Origin of the sequence: Sphingomonas sp. NFR15 (genome assembly GCF_900103265.1) — a bacterium.
GTDB classification, from domain to species: domain Bacteria; phylum Pseudomonadota; class Alphaproteobacteria; order Sphingomonadales; family Sphingomonadaceae; genus Sphingomonas; species Sphingomonas pollutisoli.
The window spans coordinates 140931-160948 of the sequence record NZ_FMWX01000003.1 but is presented as its reverse complement, the minus strand read 5'-3'; the positions used below and the strand labels follow the sequence as shown (position 1 = coordinate 160948).

Here is a 20018-nt window from a genome sequence, read left to right as displayed (position 1 = left end):
ACACTGTTTGGTCAGCGGCGTGGCAGATTACCGCGTTGCTGGACTGGCCGCGCGCGCCGGGGGACGGTGTCTCGCCGCCCCGGTTTTTCGCCGGGCTCCGCGCAGCCGGGCACGATATCGAGGCCGCGCAATTCCTCGGGCTCGCGTTGCCGCGCTACGAAGCTGTCGCATGGGCGGCCAGGGTCGTGACGAGCTATCCGCTGACCAGCTCGGCGGAAGCGCGCACCATGCGGGCGGTCGAGGATTGGCTACGCGAACCTTCCGACGCGCTGCGACGTTTGGCGGCCGAGGTCAGCACCGAAATCAGAAACGTCACGCCGGCCCGGCTTTGCGCCGCAGCGGCGTTCATGTCGGGCGGATCCGTTTACCCGGTCGGTGAGCGCCCCGTCCCCACGCCGCGTCAAACGACCGGCAAGCTTGTCGCGGGCGCCATACTGACTGCCGTTTACCAAACCGACGAACCGGCCGGCCATCTCGACGCCGCACTCAACCTGGGCGCCGCGATCGCGGCCCAAGCTACGGACCTCTCGCAATGACGCTCATTCTCTCGGTGCCGGGGCGGCGCAAGCTCGATAACGGCGAACCTGCGGAACTGCATCTCGACCGTCGGGGCGCGGTGATCGGGCGTTCCGCCCATGCCGATTGGTCGCTGCCCGACCCCAAAAACCATGTCTCCTCGCGGCATTGCGAGATCAGTTATCGCGACGGCACATATCTGCTCGCCGACCGCAGCACCAACGGCACGTTCCTCAACGGCTCGCGCGAACGGTTGGGAGCCTTGCACCCGATCCGCGACGGGGATCGCATCACCATCGGCGGCTATGAGCTGCTTGCCAGCCTGCCGGGCGAGCACCTCGAGGCGGCCCAGCCCGCGCCCGACACCGCACCGGATCTCGGGTGGGACGATTGGGAACATGCCGATCATAGCGAAGACGCCGACGCCGACGCGGCATGGGGCACGGCCGAAATAGCGGCGCCCAAAAAGCCCGGCGGCGCGCCTCTTCAGGATTATGCGTGGATCGAGCCAGCACCGGCGCTCGGCGTTTCGCCCTGGGCGAGCGCGCCGCGCGAAGCGGCACCCCCATCGGCCGTGGATGTCTGGGGCCAGCTTGCGCGCGATAACGACATTGCGTGGTCGCGCGGGGGGTTTGGTCCGGTCGAGGCGGTGATGGGCGCCTGGAGTCCTCCGGCGATCGCGAATCCGGCGGCGGAGGCGAGCGAACCGACCGAGACGCCACAGCCGCGAGCCGAGGCGGCGCCTCCCGCGCCGGCGACCACATCCGAGCTCTGGACGACGTTTGCACACGCGGCGGGGTTATCGCCCGAAACGCTGCGCTCCGCGCCGCCTGCGCTGCTGGCGACGGCGGGCGCGATCTTGCGGCAGATGGTGACGGGTCTGGTGCTGATGGTTGAGGCGCGCGCGCGCGCCAAGGCGCAACTCGGCGTGGAAGGCACCAGCCTCGAACTCGACGGGAACAACCCGCTCAAGTTCATCCGCTCGCCCGAGCGGGCGCTCCTGCAGTTGCTCGAACCGCCGCAACCGGGCTTCATGCCCGCCGGCCGCGCGATCGAGGATGCTTTCCAGGATTTGCAGGCACACCAGATGGCGACGCTCGCCGCGATGCGCGGCGCCCTCGGCGATACACTGTCGCGTTTCTCTCCGGCCGCGATCCGGGACCGCCAGCAGACGCGCACGCTATGGCAGCGCTGGACCTCCGGCGCGCGGGACGCCGCCTTATGGCGCGCCTATGAGCAGGAGTTCGAAGGGGTGATCCGCGGCGCGGACGAAGCGTTCATGGACGTGTTCGCCAAGGAGTTCCGCACCGCCTACGAACAGCATGTGACGGACCTGAAGAACCGGCCGCGCGGCTGAGCCGCTTCGCCTTCACCTGCGTGGCGGCGTCGCACCCAAGCACGATCAGGGTCACGTTATCCGGTGCGCCGCGGCTCAACACCAGGTCGAGCAACGCGGTCGCGGCGCGCTCGGGCGTTTCGCGCCCGAGCCAGCGCGCGATCTCGACATCGGCGACAGGCCGTGTCAGCCCGTCGCTGCACAGCAGGAAGATGTCGTCCGGCAGCACGTCGATCTCGACCCGATCGAGCATCACCGTGTCGCGCACGCCGACCGCGCGGGTCAGCACGTGGCCCATCGGATGCCCGGCCGCCTCCGCCTGCGAGATCAGGCCCGCCGCCACAAGCTGCTCCACCTGCGAATGGTCGCGCGTCAGCGGGGTCAACGATCCCGCGCGGTAGCGATAGACCCGACTGTCTCCCGCCCAGAGCACGACACCGCGCCCGCCACGGACCAGTAGCGCCCCGACCGTGGAGCCGATCGATGCGCCATCGGCCCGAGCGGCCGCCAGCAACCGCTGGTTGGCATGCTCGATCGCGGCGGTCAGCTCGGCGCTGGCTTCGCGCAGATCCTCGGCGCCAACGCCATCGGCGACCGATGCCACGATCTGTGCCGACGCCCATTCGCCGCGTGCATGACCGCCCATCCCGTCGGCAACCAGCCACAAACCCTGTTCCGGCCGCGCCAGCCAGGCATCCTGATTGACCTTGCGGACACACCCGGTGTGGCTGGCGACGCCCTGCTCGTATCTCAGCATGGCACCCTCTTGCTCGAAGCACCGCCCCGGCGCAGCGCCGCACGGTCGTACGTCATCGGTCCCTCAGGCGTCACAAGCGGGCAGGACAGCGGAACGAGAACGGGCCGCCGCGCCCGAACGGATCGGTCGTGGACGGCAGATTGATGTCTAGCGACGCGGTCTGCGCGCCCTCTCCGAAGGTGGCGCGCAGGCGCGACGGACCGGCATTGCGCACGCGCGCGGCGTCGAGCAGGCGGAACAGCGCCCAAGGGCCGAGCATCTCGATCCGCTTCACTTCGCGGTTTCCGGCGAACAGCGCGACGTGTGCGGCGGGAAGGCTGGTCGGTGTCCAGATCGCGGGTGCCTGCTCGTGCGCGCCGATCTCGAAACGGTGCGTGGCGCCGCCCGTCGAGAATTCCACCGCGGTTATGCCGCCCGTCATGCCCGCGGACGCGACGCCAAGCGAGACGCCACCGCTCGCAAGGTCGCGGATCACGCCCGCCCGCTCGAACTGGGCCGCGCTGTCGGGGCTGAGGCCGCCGGCCAACGGATCGCCGCTACGCCAGCGCCACGGCGAATGGCCGGTATCGAGCAGCGGCTGGAGATGATCGCGCACCATCACGTCGATCTCGCCGCCGGCGCCGAACAGGCGTTGCAGATCGGCGGCGGCGAGATCGGCCGCGGCGCTTCGGTCGAACGGATAATGGCCGCGTGTCGTCTTCAGGCAATCCGCCAGGACACCGGCATATTGCGCATCGACGGTGAGGCGCGCGGTGTGGACGGCGGCGCCCCGTCCCGTCCGCGCGGCACCCCCGACAAATGTCTGCAACTGCGGCGGCGCGACGACGCCGGCGGTGGAAAGCTCGCCCAACGCTGTGGCAAGCTGCCCCTGCACCGCGCCGCCGGTCAGCGCGGCGCCTGCGGTGCCCGCGGCGGCGCTGGCGGCGGCGGCCTGACGCACGGCTTTGACCAGTTCGTCGACCGGCGCTGACGTGCCGCCCGCGCCGGCAAAGTCGCCAAGCTGGCGGAAATGGTCGCGGATCATCCCGCCGGCATCCCCGACGTTGGCGGCGCCACCGCCCGCGAGCGCGGTGTTGCGGCGGACCTCCTGCAGCAGAACCTTCAGCGGCGACGGATCGCGGGTGAATGCGCCCAGCGCCGCACGATTGGTGAAATAGTCGGCCGGCCGCACCATCGCCAGCATGCCGTCCCAGGCGGCGATGTAATCGCGCGCATAATCCTCAGCGACCGCGGCGCGGACCTCCGGCACCTGCGCGCGGATCGACTGTTTGGCGGCATCAGGGCCCAATACCCACAGATCGCTGTCGAGCTCGGCCTGAACACGCGCCATGCCCTGCTGATAGCCCCGCAAATACCCCTCCCGCGTGAAGAACCACGGGATCGTCGCGCCAAGCAACGCATCGCCTCCCTCGAACGCCTGCGCATCGCCAGTGGCGAGCAGATCGCCGGCGCGCCAGTCGGGACGACTGGACGCCGCCGCGCGTTCGCGCAGCACGGCGTAGGCACGATCCGACAGCGACAGCGTCTGCACCGCCGCACGGGCCGACGCGATCAGCGCGCCGTCGAGCGGAGCGCGCCCTCCCGCCCAGACCTGGCCGATGTCGGGATCGGCGAGCAGCGCGTCGAGATGCCGTCCCAGTCGTGCCCGCACGTCTTCGCGGTCCGGCCCGGCCAGCGACACGTCGCGCCAGTCCTGCACGACCCAGGCCCGGACGCCCTGCCGATCGAGCGGACCATAGCCGCCAAGCATCAGATACGTCTTGAGCGGTTCGTACAATTGCTGCGGGTTCTGTACGTTCGATCGCAGCACCTGTTCGAGCCGCAGGAGGATGCGCGGCAGCATCACGCGCTGCAACGCCTGCTGATATGACTCACGCGCGGAATCGGCCAGACCCGCCTGATAGAGGCCGAACCGCATCCGCAATGGCGGCGCGCCGGTGCCTGCGTCGAACCCGCGAGGCAGCGCGCGCAGCCGGTCGAGCAGCGGCAGTGCCTGCTCAAGATCGGGGTCGCTTGCGCGCACCTCCTGAAGATCGATCCCGCTGCTCTGCGCCTGCGCGCTCGCTTGCTGCGCGCTGGTCAGCAGCCGGCCCTGGAAATCGTGATTTGCCGCGAAGGAGCCGGTCAGCGCAGCGACCGCCACCAGCCCGACGATGCCGACGCCGGAATAGCCCGCGGCGGACGCGCGGCGCGCGCGTCGCCGCGCGGCCGGGTCCGAACGCACCAGCCCGGCCTCCGGGAAGATCACGTCGGTCAGCAGGCGGTTGAGGAAGAAGGCGCGCGCGCTACGGTCCGATGGCGGCGCCTGCGGTTCGTCATACACCTCCGCCATCGCGCTCAGCACGCGATCCAGCGCAACGCCTTGCTGCACCCCGCTCGCCAGATAGACACCGCGCAGGATATGCGGCCGCACCGGCTCGGCGATGAACGCGCCCTCGGCCAGCCGGGCGACGCGGCCGCGCAACTCGGCAAGCTGCGCGGGGAAGCCCAGCAGAAGGCTGCGGCGGCGCACGTCCGCCTCGTCGTGCAAGCGGCGCGGCAACCGCGCCCACATCGCCGCCGTCACCCGGTCGAACGCCGCGAGGATCGCCGCCTGATCGACCGGCGCGTCGAGATCGAGCGTATCCCCCAGCACCGCGCGGCGGCCCTGCGCGTCGAGATCGGCGAAGAACTCGGTGAAGCCGGACAGCAGATCGGCTTTGGTGAGCAGGAAGTAGATCGGCACCGAAATGCCCAGCATCCGCCGAAGCTCGGCAAGCCGGCGACGGATCGCGGCGGCGTGCGCGTCGATCTTCGCGAGATCGCTGGTCATCAGCGTCTCGATCGACAGCGCGACGATGATGCCGTTGATCGGCTGGCGCGGCCGGTGGCGGCGCAGCAGCTTGAGGAACTGCTCCCAGCCCGCGACGTCGGCGGCGTCGCCGGCATTCTGCGTGGTGTAGCGGCCGGCCGTGTCGATCAGGACCGCCGCGTCGGCGAACCAGAAGTCGAGATCGCGGGTGACGCCTGCGCCGCCCAGCGCGGCCTCCGACCAGGGGAAGCGCAGGCCGGAGTTGCGCAGCGCGGTCGTCTTGCCGGTGCCGGAGGGGCCGATGATCGCGTACCACGGGCGGCTGTAGAGATAGTCCCGTTGCCCGGCGGCGGCAGTCTTCAACCGCGTCATCGCGTCACGCATACGGGCCGTCAGCGCGCGCGCCTCGCTTTCGCTTGGATCGAGGGTGCCGTCGTCGCGAGTAAGCTCGCCCGCGATCGCCTGCGACGCGCGACGTGCGCGCCACAGCCGCCAGCCTGCCGCGCCGGCGAAGCCGATCAGGACCATCCCCACCAGCAGCGCGCGCACCCAGGGCGCCCGCAAGACCGGGAAGAGCGTCGGCAGGCCGACGGCGAAGATCAGCACGAGGATCGACGCGGCGGTGCCGGCGACGGCCCACCAATTGCGGGTCAGACGGTCCATGTCACTGCTCGTTTCGGGGGATGACGATTTCGACGCGGCGGTTCGTCGCCTTGCCGGCGGCCGTATCGTTGGAGGTTAGCGGTCGGCTGGAACCGAACCCTTGCGCGCTGACCCGGTCGGGCTGGCGCAACCCCGCGCGCAGGATCGTCGCCACCGTCTCCGCGCGCGCCGTCGAAAGCGCCATATTGTCAGGGAAGGTCAGGCTATGAACCTGGTCGCTGTCGGCATGGCCCTCGACCCGCACCGGGCCGGGCTCGCTTTGCAGCGCATGCGCGATCCGCTCGAAGATGGCGGCGCGGCCGGGTTCGAGCGCGTCGGACCCGGAGCGGAACAACGCGCCCACCGTGGTGCGCACGCGCAGACTGTTCGCATCCTCTTCCACGGTGACGAGACGCTGGGCAATCTCGTCATGCAGGAACCCCGCGACGCGCTGCTGCTGCGCGTCGGCGGTGGTGGGCGGCGGCGGCGCGGCGCGCGACAGCCGCAGCGGTCGCTCCGGATTGATCGCCAACACCGCGTTCGTCGCCGGCTGTCCGGTCTCGATCAGCAGGATGCGGTAGGCGAGCAGCATCAGCAGCACCAGCCCGAGTGCGATCGACGCGGCCAGCGTCAGCGGCGTCCACGCGCCATAGCCGGGTGGCGCCTTCGGGCTGCCCCGCCAATGCGGCACGAGATCCACGTCCGACTGCCCGCGCGACTGCGGCAGGGCGGCGAAACTGCTGTTGAGAATCGCGCGCAGCTTGTTGCGACCATCGGGGCTGACACGGTGCCGCCCCTCGAACCCGACCGCTAGACAAGCATGGTACAGTTCAAGCAATTCGGCATGCTGCGCCGGCCGCGAAAGCATGTCGTCGAGCAACGCCCAGAACCGGTCCCCGCCGATATTCTCTCCGAACGCGCGCACCACCATGCTGCGCCGCGCCCATTCGGTGCCGCTGCGGCCGCCGCTGGCGGGCAGGTTCTGTGCGATATCGTCGATTGTGGCATACACAGCGTAGCGGGCGCGGCGGCGCGTCTCCGCATCATACTTGCCGGCGGAGAGGCATTCGTCGAAGCGCGTCGCCGCGGCGGTGGCGCGCTGATGCAGCCGGGGCAGGTCGATGGTGACGCGGCCCGAGCGTACCCCCGCGATCAATGAGAGCAGCGGCGTCGCCCCGATCATCATCACACTGCCCACCGCCGCGCCGGCCGGCGGGCGGGGGACATCGTCGGAATCGCGGTCATAGCCCATCACCATCGCATGGCGCGCCAGCGGGCGGCTCGGCTCCCGCCGCTCCGTCTTGCCGGGATCGGGAATAAACACGGTCTGTTCGCCGACGGGCGGCTCCGGTCGATCACTCATCGCCCGACCTTCTTGACGCACCACAATTCGAGACGAAGCTCGGGCCAGTCGCCGGCGATGTGGAGGCCCAGCGCGGGCGATTTGGCGAAGTCCGCCCACTCCGCGACCGAGCGATCCAGTTCGAAATAGACGAAGCCCGGCAGCGCACGGATCTGCGGCGGCGGGGTCGGGCTGTGCTGTAGCGGAACGCCGCTCAGCGCCGAATCGACGATCTGCCGCATGTTCTGCACCGTCCCGATCTTCGCGACGGAGGGGAACCGCGCGCGCAAATCGTCGAGCGGCATGCGCGCGCTCACCGCCAGGTAGAAATAGCCCGTCTGGTACAAGGCCGGATCGGTGATGCGCGACGTATAGGCGCCCGGCCCCGCCCGCTGGAGCGGCAATTGGATCGCGGCACGATCATACACCGCCGACAGCGCCGCCTGGATCGCCTCCACCACCGGCTCGAATACCGCCTGCAACGTGGCATGATCGTAGCTTGGCAAGGCCGGGGGACGCCGGTCCTCACGCGTCAACGTGGCGAGGTCGCCGGCCACGCCGAGCAACATCTCGTACAAGCGCTCGGGATGAACGGCCGGCAACGCGCGCAAATGCTGCAATTGCTGCTGGTAGCGGTTGAGTGCCTGCAGGAGCAGGAAGGTCGCGAAGCTCTCCGATCCGCCGTCGGTGTTCTGCACGGCCCGGACCGCGAGTTCGTCAATGCGCTGGCCCATCCGCCCGATGATGTCGGCCAGCCAGCCGGTCAGCCGTCCGCTCGAGCGGATCGCGAGCGCGGGCGGAATGTAGCGATCATCGAACGCGACGCCGGCGGTCGTCACCTCCCGCACGCGGGCGAGGCCGAGCGTCACGCGGCCGTAAGTCTGTTCGCGCGTCACCCCGAAGCGGAGGTTCGGCCGGGCGATTTCGATGACCTCGCGAGTCCGCTCCTCCGCGAATGCATCGGCGACCTCCACTTCGTCGACAAGGAAGCGGGCGGCGTCGGCGCCCGGCTCGCTCGTCGTGCGAAATTCCACCGCGCCCGGTTGATAGGCGGGCAGCGTCAGATGGATCACCGCATCGCGCGCGTCGGCTGGCACTTCGATCGGCGGCGGTGGTGGCAGCGTGTCGGGTATGGCGAATGGCGTGCCGTCCGGCATCACGCCGACCAGCCGCTCGACCGCGAACGTACCGAGCGCGGCGAGGCCGGCGTTGATCTTCAGCTCGGTCAGCCCCCAGGCGAACGACTGCCCCGCCTCGACACGCGCCCCGATCAGCCGATCGGTGTGCCGGTCCTGCTGCTGAAGATGTTGCTGGCGGAGGAACAGTCCCTCGCGCCACGCCACGCGTGCTTCCGCCGTCATGCGTCAAGCATCCATTATCCTGTCCGGCTATCCGTCCGCCTCGCTCAACGAGGCGCAGGGACCAGGCTAGGCGGGTCCGGTTTCGCGTCCGTGTCAACGCCTGGCTCGATCGCTACAGCGGTAACGTTCGCCGCGGTTCAGGCGGGATGGCTCGCCGGTTCGGCCGATCCGTGCAGCGCGAGCTTCAGCGCCGCCGCGAGTTCGCCTTCGCGCAGCGGCCACGTGATCTGGCGAAAGTCGTCCGCCGAAGCGTCGGCTGCGCCCGAAATAAGGACGGGTATCGCGAGCGCCTGGGCGGCGGAGGCATGGGCCAGCGCGGCGACGAGCGACGGTTCCGGCTGCACCAGCAACAGGGCATCGGCCGAAGCGCGCAGGCAGGCGTCGATGATGGTCGCGGCGTCGACCGCGTTCGCCGCGCCGAGCGGTTCGTAGCCGAGGATGGCGAGTTGTTCCTCCAGCAGCGGTCGGCTCGCATCCGCGGCGACCAGCGCGACCCGTTCGCCCCGCCCCTGGAGCGACGCGAAGATCGCCGGCGTCAGTTCGATACGGTCGAGCCGCAGTACCGGCAGCCAGACCATGAAGCGGCTGCCGACACCGGGTTCGCTCTCCACATCGATCGTGCCTTGCCGATCCTGCACCACCTCCCATGCGGTCGATAGGCCGAGACCGGTGCCGCTCGGCCGCGTGGTGTAGAACGGCTGGAAGATCTGCTCGACCTGATCGGCGCTCATCCCGATGCCCTGGTCGGCGATGGAGATGAGCACGTAATGCCCGGGCTCGAGCGATCCGTGGCTCATCGGCAGCGCATGATCGAAGGCGTGAAGCTCGACGCAGACGTCGATCCTGCCACCGGTCGGCATGGCATGGGCGGCATTGGTGCCGATGTTCAGCAACACCTGTTGAAGCTGCGCCTCGCTCCCTTCGATCAACGCTTCGGGGATCGGCTCTCGCACGTTTACGGTGAAACCCTCCGGCAGCGTCGCGCGCAACAGCCGGACCGCCTCCCCGACAAGATCGGCGATGGCGATGACGTCCTGTTCGTGCGCGCGGCGGCCGAAGCCCAGGATCTGCTCGGCGAGTTGCTGCGCGCGATTCACTGCGGATTCGATTTCCTCGAGATTGCGGCGCACCGCCGATCCCGGCCGGGTGCGCGTCAGCGCCAATTCGCTGAAGCCGGCGATCGCACCCATGATGTTATTGAAATTGTGCGCGATGCCGCTTGCCATCGCGCCGACCGTTTCCATGCGCCGCGCCCGCGCGAGCGTCCGCTCGAGACGAATGCGGTCACCCTCCAGCCGTTCGCGCTCCACCGCCTGGAGGATCGCCGCCAACGCCACGCGCAAGCCCGCGACCACATAGGGACGCAGTTCGAACGGGCCGTCGTTGCGCCGGAAACCGAGGATAGCAGGGGTCGGCTCGGTCGTGCGCAGCAACATCGCACACGCCCGGGGGTCATCGACATGATTGCCGCCGATATTGGGAATCGCGTCGATCCGCTCGATCAAGTCGTCGCGCCACAGATCCCGGTCGAGTGTTTCCAGCAGAATCGACCAGCCAGGGCGGGCGTTGCCCCCGCCCGGCCATTCATAGGTCCGCTCGATCGGATCGCCGATCACCAGAAATCCCCGGTTGGCGCCGGCATGGGAGGCCAGCTCCTGCAAGGAGCGTATGATCCGCTCTTGCAGCGACAGCGTCATCGGATCGAGCAGGATGCGCGCGACCGTGGCGCTGAGCCGCTCGTTCTCGGCCTGATGGATGGCGCTGCGCGCGCGCACCCGCATCAACAGGATGAACGCCGTCGCGATCAACAGCGTCAGGGCCGACGTTACCGCCAACGCGATCAACTGATACAGACGCCGTGCCGCGTCGAGATCTTGCTGTACGGCAATCCCGCGACGGACCGATTCGATCAGCCCGTCGCTGTTCAGCGACTTCAATTGCACGAGGAGACGATCGACCTCCGGCAGCAAGTCCACCAGCAGGCGCGCCTGATCGGCGAACTCGCTTTTCTCCGGTCGAGACATCTCGCCCGGCCCGGAGACGAGAAGACGCAGGCGTTGGCGGGTCGCCTCGGGAACACCGTCGCCGGTATGCAGCGTCAGCCGCATCAACTCGATCGCCAGCCGCTCCACCCGGCTGTCGCCCGATCGCAAGCTTTCGCTCGTCTCGGCGAAGCGGGCCAGCGCGTTCTGGACCAAGGCATTATCGGTCTTGAACTGCTCCACCACCTCCTCGCGCGCGTGAATGCGGTCGCCGAGCGCTTGCGTCTTGCGGGCAAGATCGCCCTGCTCGCGGGTCAGCGCGCGCAGTTCATCGACCGCCGTGCTGGCGAGCAGCGCGTTGTTCGTCACCGAATCATAGTTTCTGAACAGCCCGGCGCGGGCGCTCAGCACGTCCCGTTCGACCGAACGATCCGCCAGCGCCAGCCGGTCGAGCGCCTGCATCGCGCGGTCGGGCCAGGGTCGATCGGCATTATAGGTCAAGAACTGAGCGACCATGAGGATCGCCGTTGCGATGGCCGTGCAGATCATCGCGACGCGAAGCGGTGCCAGCCACTTCAAGAATCCGGCCTCGCGGCGGCCTGCCGCAGATCACGGCCACGATACTGCCCGGTCAAAGTCCGCAGGAAGGCCGCGATGTCAGAGGCGTCGCGGGTGCTGAGCAGGACGTCGAGCTGCGCGCGCCCCATCGTCCGCACTGCGATCGGCAGTTCCTTCGCCTGGCCATCGTGGAAATAGGGAGCGGTCACGGCGACGTTGCGCAGGCTCGGCACACGCAGCAGTTGCGGCTTGTTGATCGTGCTTTGGTGGAAGATGCCGTGGCGTTCGAGGAGGTTGCCGCCGACGTTGCGGCCCTGATGGCATGAGGCGCAGCCGACCGCCTTGAAGCGCGCATAACCGCGCTTCTCCTGTGCGGAAAGCGCGCCGGCATCGCCGCGCAGCCATCGATCGAAGCGGGCGTCGGGCGTGGTCAGCGTCGCCATGAACGCGATCAGCGCGTCGGACACCGCGGCTTCATCTGGATCGCGCTTGTAAACCGCGCGGAACCGCGCGCTCATCGCACGATCGGCGCGAAGCCGGCGCAGGCCCGGTTCGGGAGATCGGCCCATCAACCGCCCGAGGCGAAAGATGCGGTTCAGCAGTTGAGCCGTGGTCCGCGGCCGGCCCTCCCAGTTGCGCCGAAAGTTCAACCCCGCGTTGAACACGGTCGGCGTGTTGTACGACGACGCCGTGCCGTCGTCGCCGCGATCCACCCTGTCGCCCGTCGCGCCGTTGGTCTCGAGATCATGGCAGGACGCGCAGCTCACCCGGCCATGTTCGGACAGTCGCGGATCGCCGAACAGCTCCGCCCCCAATCGGATGCGGGCCGTCTCGGCCGGCACCGTGCGCGGCAACGGGCTGATCGGCTCGTCACGGCCGAAATCGTCCGCATCCTCGCCTTGCATCTGGGCTTGCGTCTGGGCTTGCGTCATCTCGGCGCGGGCGCCCGCATGCTCCGTCGTCACCGCAGCGACGACGAACGCCGCCGATGCCGCGCACAAGATGAGGAAGGGCGGAAAGCGGAACATCGCCGCTAGACGAGTTGCACATCGGCATCGAAGATGTAGCCCACCCCGCGTTCGGTGCGGATCAACTGCGGATTGCTCGCGTCGATCTCGAGCTTGCGCCGCAGCCGCAGGATCTGCACGTCGATGCTGCGATCATAGACGTCTTCATGCACGCGCGTCGCCTGAAGCAGATGTTCGCGCGACAGCGGCCGGCGCGGCGCGGCGACGAACGCGCTCAGCAGCGCGAACTCGCCCTTGGTGATCGTCACGGTCTCGCCGGCCGGGGTGGTCAGTTGCCGCGCACGCTGGTCGAACTGCCAGCCCAGGAAAGTGTAACGCTGTTCCTCTCGCCGCACCGGATGCAGCGTGTCCATGGTGCGGCGGCGCAGCAACGCGCGCGAGCGGGCGAGCAGTTCGCGCAGGCTGAACGGCTTGGTGATGTAATCGTCAGCGCCCAGTTCCAGGCCGATGATGCGGTCGATCTCCTCACGCCGGTGGCCGGTGATGAGGATCACCGGCACGACGCTGCGCGTGCGCAGGTTCCGCAACAGATCGAGCCCATCGTCGGTGCCGAGGTGCAGATCTAGGATGATGAGATCGGGTTCGCGCGCCGCTATCGCCCGGAACATCGCCTGCCCGTCGCTGGCGACCACGGCACGCATGTTATGGCCGTTGATGCATTCGGCGATCAACCGCTGCATGGCGGGATCGTCATCGACGATGAGAACGCGTGGCGCTTTTTTCGCCAGAATGTCGCTGCTGACGTCGATCATGCCCATGGGGTTGGCTCCGTGATCATTTGAGATGAAGCGGCGGCCGCGTCGAGCTCGGGCGAAGGGGCGAGGATCGGACGCGCCTCCTTTCGCCGACGCGAGCCTCCTGTGGCGCCGTTCAGCACCGTTCTTGGTTCCGGGATGATGGAGCACGCGGCGAACCGATCGCGCCCCGGCCGAACATTACGAAATATTGCATCCGGCTGCTCCGCTAGGCGCTGACGCGACGAATCGCGAGGTGGTTCGAGCTCAGCCCGACGTGAGCCGCGCTCAGCCTGCGATCCTCCGCTTTCGTCGGGCAAGGCGGCGAGAGCGAACCGGATGACCGCGAGACCGTGTTACCTGCGTTCCGCGCTTGCATCTGCGTGATGACCACTCGTCATGCTCCTCAACACTCCATCGCGGCGGATCAGCCCATGCATCAGCGCGGCGGAGAGATGCGCGACGATCAACGCGAAGAACAGCAAGGCTATGATCGTGTGCGCCTCGCGCAGAAAGGCATAGACCGGCAGGTCGTGCGGCAGAATCGGCGGGAGGATGATCGCCTTCGTCACATGCACGGGGTAGCCACCGGCCGACAGCATCGCCCACCCGATCAGCGGCATCGCGACCATGCTGGCGTAGAGCAGGACGTGCGACGCCTTGGCGACGAACTTCTGCTGCGGTGGCAGATCGTCGGGCAAGGCTGGCGCGCCGGTGAACAGTCGCAGCGGCAGCCGGATCAGCACGAGAATGAGGATGACGATGCCGACCGGGCGGTGCAGCGCGAGCAACGTCACATAAGCCGGCCCCGACGTGGAGACCATGCCGACGCCGATGAACAACATGGTGAGCACCATCGCGGCCATCAGCCAGTGCAGCGTACGCAGCGCCGGGTGAAAATCGGGCGAGCGGCGGTTCATCGTACATGCTCCTTGGCGAGATCCTGGCCAATGGCGCTCGGCCCCGGCGTCTCACCCGCGCGCCGGGTGAAGGAGGAGGAATAGGCCTTCGAGCGCGCCGCGAGCAGCGGATCGTCGGAGATGGCGATGCCAGGCGGCAGGATGGTGGGGTCGAAGTTCAGATCGCGGCACGCGCCATTCTCCTCGGGCTGCACGCCGGTCAGCACCAGCGTGCCCGCATCGACGGTGCGGTGCGGGCCGGTCCACGCCACCGTCGCGTCATCGGTCTTATCGCCCGGGTTGGCGGCGACAAGCTGCAGATGCCAGCGTGACGGGCCACGCGCGGTGCGCGCGATCATCTCCCGGATGAGATAATCGCGCGGCAGCGTGCCGAGCGCTTTCTTGTCGAGCCCGGCGAGCGGCGCCTCGGGAACGAACTGCCAGCGCACGAAGCGGGTCTGCCCGCGCCCGTCCGTGAAGCGGAAGGCGTTGATGCTGTAATAGGTCGCATTGGCGAAACTGTCGGGCAGCACGGCTTTGGCCATATAATCCTGGAACGCCTTCACCTCGGGATGCGCTTGCAGGAACGGCTTCATCACCGCCGGATCGGGCTTGCCGGTCGTCGGGTCGGGCGTAGTCGCCTTTTGCAGCGCGATGAACGAGGGGACGTCGGCGACCGGGAAGATCGGCGTGTGGTCCATCGCCAGCCGCCACTCCTGCCCATCCGGTGCCTTCACCTGGAGCGCCATGGCGTGGAACACGTTGCGGCCGTCGGTCGCGAGCGGATTGCCACCGCCGAGCGAGAAGCGCCCGATCACCGGATAGCCGCCCCGCGCGAACACGCGCGCCGAGGAGAGTTCGCTGCCAGCCCCGTTCGCATCGAAGTGGCCGCTCAGGCACAGCCCCTTGGCGTGCGCGCGCCGGTAGCCCGGATGCTTGCCGCCATTGGCGTCGAGCGCGGCGGTGATGTCGCCGCCGCTGATCCGCCTGGGGCCGATCCACCCCGCCGCCCAGGCGAAGCCCGCGACGAGCAGCAACACGACCGCGCCGATCAGCGCGGCCTGCCCGGCAATGGAACGTTGATGGGCTGGCATACCTGGTCCTTTCGCGATCTTCGAGAGTGAGACGATGCCGCGCCGTTTTTATTCCATCTGCAATCGAACAAAAGATCGCGGGAATAAAAGGCGCCACCCGGCGTCTCATCGACTATGTACCGACCGATGCAACCGAGCGCCGAGATGATTTCCCTCGTCCAGCCGCTGATCCCGGCGCTCCGCCGCTATGCCCGCGCGCTGCTGCGCGATCGGGAGGATGCCGACGATCTGGTGCAGGACGTGCTGGAGCGCGCCATCGCGCGTTGGGCGCAGCGGCGCGAAGCGGCGAGCGTGCGGGCCTGGCTGTTCACCATCCTCCACAATCTGGCGTTGGATCGCTTGCGGCAGGGCAAGCGGCGCGGCACCGCCGAGCCGATCGACACACTGCCCGAGGGGCGGCTGGCGACACCCGCGCGTCAGGACGCGGCGATCGCGCGGGACGACATTCTCGCGCTTGTCGCGGCACTACCGGAGGAACAACGCACCGTGATGCTGCTGGTCGGGGTCGAAGAGCTGAGCTACGCCGAAGCGGCCCTGATACTCGACGTGCCGATGGGAACGGTGATGTCGCGTCTGTCGCGCGCGCGCGAACGCTTGCGGCGGATGCTGGCGGGGGAGAGCGTCGGCGCACGCCCGGCGCTGCGGATCGTATCATGAGCGACATTTCCGTCACCGAGGCCGAACTTCAGGCGCATGTCGATGGCCGGCTTGCGCCGGATCGGGAGGTCGCCGTCGCCGCGTGGCTGGCGGCACGCCCGGAGGAAGCGGCCCGGCTGCTTGCCTATCGTTCACAGCGGGACGCGCTACGCCGGGCGCTCGATCCGATCGTCGATGAACCGCTGCCCCCGGCACTCGACCTGCGATTGCGCGAGGCGCCACGCGCCCGCTGGTTCGCGCGCGCGCGCCCTGCCTTCGCGGCGAACGTGGCCGCGCTGCTGCTGCTCGGCGGCGCGGGCGGATGGATGCTGCGCGGATGGAGCGCGCCGCCCACGGTCGGGACCGCGGCGCTCGCGCGCGAGGCGGCGGCGAGCTACTCGGTCTATGCCAGCGACACCCTTCACCCGGTGGAGATCGCCGCCAGCCAGCGTGGCGCGCTCGACGGTTGGATCTCCGCGCGGCTTTCACGGCCGATCAAGGCCCCCGATCTGCGCGGTGCCGGGCTGGAGTTGATCGGTGGCCGGCTCGTCGCGTCCGAACACGGGCCCGCCGGGCTTTATCTCTATCGCTATGCCGATGGCGGGCGGGTCGCGGTCTATGTCCGTCCGATGCAGGTCGATCGCACCGACAAGATGGTTCCCCGCAAGGAAGGCGGCGTGCGCGGCTGGACTTGGGCCGATAACGGGATGGGGTTCGGCATCTTCAGTGGCAATGGCGATGGCGGCGACACGCTCCACAACGTGGCCGACATGATCCGCACGCAATTCGAACGGACCTGAGACGCCTTAAAGAGAGGGGCCGACTCAGCTTGCGCATCCGCACGCGTCTGCCTTGATGCATGACCTCAGTTGACGCTCGCGCAGCAGGCACCGAGTTTGACGTAGGGCGCGTCGACCGCGTCAGCGCGCCTTCTCACCGAGCACGAAGTTGGTGTCGGTTTCAGAGCCGATCGCCACGACCCGTGCCATCGCCGCTTCCGGAGCTAGCGCGGAGAATGGCTCCGCCCGATCCGCCTGCTCGACCGCATCGAAAAACCGTTCATGGCCCACAACGGAGATGCTCAGCAAACGAGCCGTCTCATCGCCCCGGTTATGAAACGTGTGTTTCGCCTGCGCCGGCGCGATAACGACATCGCCCGCCGCACATTGCCAGACGCCGCCCTCCGAAGCGAACTCGATCGTCCCGCTCAACACATAGAAGGCTTCGGAATAGCTGTGCGTGTGGAGCGGCACACCCGTTCCGGGCTCGAGCACCTGTTCGAACATGCAAAACTTGCCGTCCGTTTGCTGCCCGCGGATCTTCCACGTCAGATCGGCTCCGGCGACGGCGAAACGACTGCCCTCGCCCTTCGCCACTCGGATCAGATCAACGCCACGATCGTCGCTCATGTTGTGCTGGTTCTTTCGGATGGTCCCGATCATGCGGCCCACGGCGGGATCGTTTTCGGTTATAGGTCGCACGGATATCGGTGCGCCGATTTGGTCGCAAGGACCGAACGGTTGCAATGGTAGGCGTCACGGCGACGCCCGGCCCGCCGGCGGTGACCGCCTAACCACCTCGAAGCGCAGGCGACGATGCTGCTGCAAACGGTAGCAGGATCGTCGCCCAGCCGCGATGGCCGACTCGGTTCCCTTGACGGGCCGGTTCGCGCTCAAAGATAGAAACGGAAGCCCGCGGTCGCCGCCAAGCTATGGTAGCGCGTGCCCAGAACCGAATCGAGCGTGCCTGCGGTCGCGTTGAAACGTTCGACCTGATGTTCGCTGACGCGCAGGTAGCGGACGTCCGTGGTCAACTCGACACGGCGGCCAAGCGCGACCGAAGCGCCGCCGATCGCTTGCCAGGCGAGGTGCCCGGAGACGCTGGTGGGGATATTGATCGCCGGGCCGGATGCCGAGACGTTGTAGCGGATGTCATAGTCGATCGAGGCGTTACCGACGCCGCCGCCCGCCGAGAGCCGAACGAGGTTGGCGATCTTCGGCGTGTCGTACATGACGTTGACCATCTCGCTCGTGATCGATTTGCGCCCCTCCAGCAACTCGCGCCGCACGTTGTTCAACACCAGTCGCTTGATCGAGTTTTGGCTCGCGCTCAGTTCGCCCTCGACGCGCACGCGACCCCAGTCGCCCTGTGCGGCGACCGCGCCGATCATCACGCCGCCGGTGATGTCTGCTTTGGTCGGCGTTTCGATCACGCGCGGCTGCCCGGTGATGTTGGCGCCGCTGAAGGTCTGGCCGCTGCCGAAGCGATCCCCCAGGAACCCGCCGACATAGAACCGCTTTTCCGGTTGCGGCGCGTCCGGCCCGTCCTGGGCAAACGCCGGAGCAACCGCGAAGACGCTCGCCAACCCGAGCGCGATGACCGTAGATTTCAACATATCTTCCTCTTGACCTGATCGGCAGCGATTCGCGTGCCGATGGCGCGCTCTTAGACTGGCTCCGCAGACATCGCGGTTCTGTGAAGCGCCACACAATTGTGCGATTGAGCCAAAAACGGCGAAGATCTTACCGCTGCAAGCCGATAGGGCGGAATATGTTTCCGCGCGTGTCGTCTGTAACATAAGGATGATTGAGCAAGCATTTCGAACATGCGTCTAAACTGCATGCTCTTGCATGATAAGCCAGACCTGTCGGAGAAACCTTCGGAGCACATCAGGCCGTTGGCGCTTTCGCCGGGTCAAGTCCTGCGCGTTGATGCTCGGCCTTTTACGATCGCGATCGCGATACTGGCGGGCGCGATTACGCGTGAGCACGAAGGATCGGTTCGCATCACGCCCATGGGTCATGTGCTCGTGGTGCCACCGGGTACGGACCTGTCCGTGACGGCCCGCGGCGCGTGTGACGTGCGTATTCTCGAAACGGACCGGCGTTTCGGCGGAGAGATCCATGCGCTACGATTGAGTCCGCTGCTATACGCGATCGCTCAGCACGATGCGGTTCCCGCGACCGTTCGGGACATGCACGCGCTCTTTCTTTCGGAGATGTGCCGCTCAGACCTCGCGAATCCCGAGGTGCGACTGCCAGCCGATCCACGCGCGCGTTGGATTGCGCAAGCGATCATAGACGATCCGGCCGATCCACGGTCACTCGCGAACTTCGCGGAAGAATCGGGCACGGCTCGACGAACTCTGCTCCGACTGTTCGTCACGCAGACGGGTCTTAACTTCCGGCAGTATCGCCAACACGTCCGCATCTACCGTTCGCTCGCCCTGCTCGCCGAGGACGCGTCGGTCCAGGACGTCGCGCTCACCGTCGGTTATGAAAGCGCACAAGCGTTCATCGCGGCGTTTCGCAAAGTCATGGGCGCGTCTCCGGGACAGCACCGCAAGCGTCGGCGGCACGTCTGAGGTGATACGGCAAGCGCATGCCGCCACCTTCACTTCAACGGTAACAACAAAGCGGAACTCCGCAATCAAACGGTCGGCAGACGGGGCTAAGACCGCCGCAAAACCGTCGGAGCCGCCCCACAATGCCGAACAGCGTAACCGCCACAGGCGTCCAGAACCACATCATCGGCGCGACGTTCGCTGCTAGCACCGACGAGATAGACAATAAGGTAAGGCAATACGTCGCCGCCGGTGCGCTGAGCACGAAGCGCGTCACGGGTGGCAAGATGCCAATGGCCGTCATCGAGGAGCGCCAGTACAACAATGGCCCCGAGGACGGCGTGAAAGCGGACCAGGCGAGACACTGGTATCGGGCGATGGACAAATATGAGTTCCGTCACCTCGTGCAGAACGGGAAGCTGCATCTCACTCCTTCCGACCTGCGTCCTTCCGCCACGCAGATATCCGCCGAAGAGGCCGTTAAACAGGCGAAGGAGAAGAAGGGCAAAAAGGGCGCCAACCCGCTGAAAAAGGCTTTGAACGTCACCGTCGATATGCCGCAGGATAATGGCTATCTCGGTATCGCGCCCAATGCGAGCTACGCGCGGAAGTACATGGGCGAGAAAAAGACCCAGAATTGGCTGGTCGAGTTCATCGACCCGGACGGACTGATTTACGAAAATCTGTCGGCCCTGAAACTCGGGAACAAGATCGCCACCGTCAAGGGAGAAGGCGGCGGCACCTTCGGACTGGGGCCCCAGGGAACCTTGGCGGGCGCTCTTTGCGGAGAGGAGTTCAACAAGCTGCTGATCGGAGAGGCAACGTTTTCGGAGGGCGTAGCCGAACCCCGTCCGGGCGCGGTCGTATGGCGCCTTATCGAGGTGCGCGTGCCCATCGAGGAACTCGGCGTCCCATAACGGGGGCACAGCAGCTTCGGCCAATCCCGTCCAGCGTGAAAAAACGCCCGCTTACATAGCGGTCGTTCCGCCACCATCGCTC

17 protein-coding genes are annotated in these 20018 nt (G+C 67.5%); 6 read left to right on the top strand and 11 right to left on the bottom strand.

The genetic code is table 11. The features are described 5' to 3' along the window. Positions 1-35 precede the first annotated feature (35 nt). Both BLS81_RS08845 and tagH read left to right on the top strand, forming a co-directional pair. Complete coding sequence (locus tag BLS81_RS08845; RefSeq protein WP_093223183.1) at positions 36-536, top strand: DUF6931 family protein; 501 nt, start codon at positions 36-38, stop codon at positions 534-536. Then, entirely contained in the window at positions 533-1873 is a 1341-nt protein-coding gene (tagH, locus tag BLS81_RS08840) for a type VI secretion system-associated FHA domain protein TagH (protein ID WP_093223181.1), read from the top strand. Before BLS81_RS08845 ends, tagH begins: the two co-directional genes overlap by 4 nt. On the opposite strand, the gene BLS81_RS08835 is transcribed toward tagH, so the two are convergent. The 9 genes from BLS81_RS08835 to BLS81_RS08795 all read right to left on the bottom strand — a co-directional run bounded on the left by BLS81_RS08835 (position 1794) and on the right by BLS81_RS08795 (position 15040). Then, positions 1794-2609: a PP2C family protein-serine/threonine phosphatase gene (locus tag BLS81_RS08835; RefSeq protein WP_093223179.1), complete on the bottom strand. Its 816-nt coding sequence runs from the start codon at positions 2607-2609 to the stop codon at positions 1794-1796. The genes tagH and BLS81_RS08835 overlap by 80 nt on opposite strands. 70 nt (positions 2610-2679) lie before the next feature. Then, positions 2680-6063, bottom strand: coding sequence for a type VI secretion system membrane subunit TssM (tssM, locus tag BLS81_RS08830; RefSeq protein ID WP_093223177.1), 3384 nt, complete (start codon positions 6061-6063; stop codon positions 2680-2682). Between the two features lies 1 nt (position 6064). Beyond that, on the bottom strand, positions 6065-7405 hold the full coding sequence (gene icmH / locus BLS81_RS08825; protein WP_256326147.1) for a type IVB secretion system protein IcmH/DotU: 1341 nt from the start codon (positions 7403-7405) through the stop codon (positions 6065-6067). Further along, entirely contained in the window at positions 7402-8745 is a 1344-nt protein-coding gene (gene tssK / locus BLS81_RS08820) for a type VI secretion system baseplate subunit TssK (protein ID WP_093223175.1), read from the bottom strand. Before tssK ends, icmH begins: the two co-directional genes overlap by 4 nt. 137 nt (positions 8746-8882) lie before the next feature. Beyond that, the gene (locus tag BLS81_RS08815; RefSeq protein WP_176787094.1) at positions 8883-11243 is read right to left on the bottom strand and encodes a DAHL domain-containing protein; all 2361 of its coding nucleotides are present in this window, start codon (positions 11241-11243) and stop codon (positions 8883-8885) included. A 59-nt stretch (positions 11244-11302) separates the two neighbouring features. Beyond that, positions 11303-12313 (bottom strand): cytochrome-c peroxidase, encoded by a 1011-nt coding sequence (locus BLS81_RS08810; RefSeq protein WP_218123112.1) that lies wholly within the window; start codon positions 12311-12313, stop codon positions 11303-11305. 5 nt (positions 12314-12318) lie between these two features. After that, on the bottom strand, positions 12319-13071 hold the full coding sequence (locus BLS81_RS08805) for a response regulator (RefSeq protein ID WP_256326146.1): 753 nt from the start codon (positions 13069-13071) through the stop codon (positions 12319-12321). A 332-nt stretch (positions 13072-13403) separates the two neighbouring features. Beyond that, complete coding sequence (locus BLS81_RS08800) at positions 13404-13967, bottom strand: cytochrome b (protein WP_093223171.1); 564 nt, start codon at positions 13965-13967, stop codon at positions 13404-13406. Then, positions 13964-15040 (bottom strand): catalase family peroxidase, encoded by a 1077-nt coding sequence (locus tag BLS81_RS08795; protein ID WP_093223169.1) that lies wholly within the window; start codon positions 15038-15040, stop codon positions 13964-13966. The genes BLS81_RS08800 and BLS81_RS08795 overlap by 4 nt, the downstream gene beginning before the upstream one ends. Positions 15041-15184: 144 nt before the next feature. On the opposite strand from BLS81_RS08795, the gene BLS81_RS08790 reads away from it, so the two are divergent. Beyond that, positions 15185-15697, top strand: a complete 513-nt coding sequence (locus tag BLS81_RS08790) for an RNA polymerase sigma factor (protein WP_093223713.1) — start codon at positions 15185-15187, stop codon at positions 15695-15697. Beyond that, entirely contained in the window at positions 15694-16476 is a 783-nt protein-coding gene (locus BLS81_RS08785; RefSeq protein ID WP_093223167.1) for an anti-sigma factor family protein, read from the top strand. Before BLS81_RS08790 ends, BLS81_RS08785 begins: the two co-directional genes overlap by 4 nt. Positions 16477-16596: 120 nt before the next feature. Here BLS81_RS08785 and BLS81_RS08780 read toward each other — a convergent pair whose 3' ends face one another. Together BLS81_RS08780 and BLS81_RS08775 are read right to left on the bottom strand one after the other, a co-directional pair. Next, positions 16597-17118 carry a cupin domain-containing protein gene (locus tag BLS81_RS08780; protein ID WP_093223165.1) on the bottom strand — a complete coding sequence of 174 codons (522 nt, stop codon included), beginning with the start codon at positions 17116-17118 and terminating at the stop codon, positions 16597-16599. Positions 17119-17348: 230 nt separating this feature from the next. Next, positions 17349-18068, bottom strand: a complete 720-nt coding sequence (locus BLS81_RS08775) for an outer membrane protein (protein ID WP_143023326.1) — start codon at positions 18066-18068, stop codon at positions 17349-17351. Between the two features lie 228 nt (positions 18069-18296). On the opposite strand from BLS81_RS08775, the gene BLS81_RS08770 reads away from it, so the two are divergent. Beyond that, positions 18297-19040, top strand: coding sequence for a helix-turn-helix domain-containing protein (locus BLS81_RS08770; RefSeq protein WP_176787093.1), 744 nt, complete (start codon positions 18297-18299; stop codon positions 19038-19040). Between the two features lie 122 nt (positions 19041-19162). Beyond that, entirely contained in the window at positions 19163-19936 is a 774-nt protein-coding gene (locus tag BLS81_RS08765) for a hypothetical protein (protein ID WP_093223160.1), read from the top strand. The last annotated feature ends 82 nt before the right edge of the window (positions 19937-20018 follow it).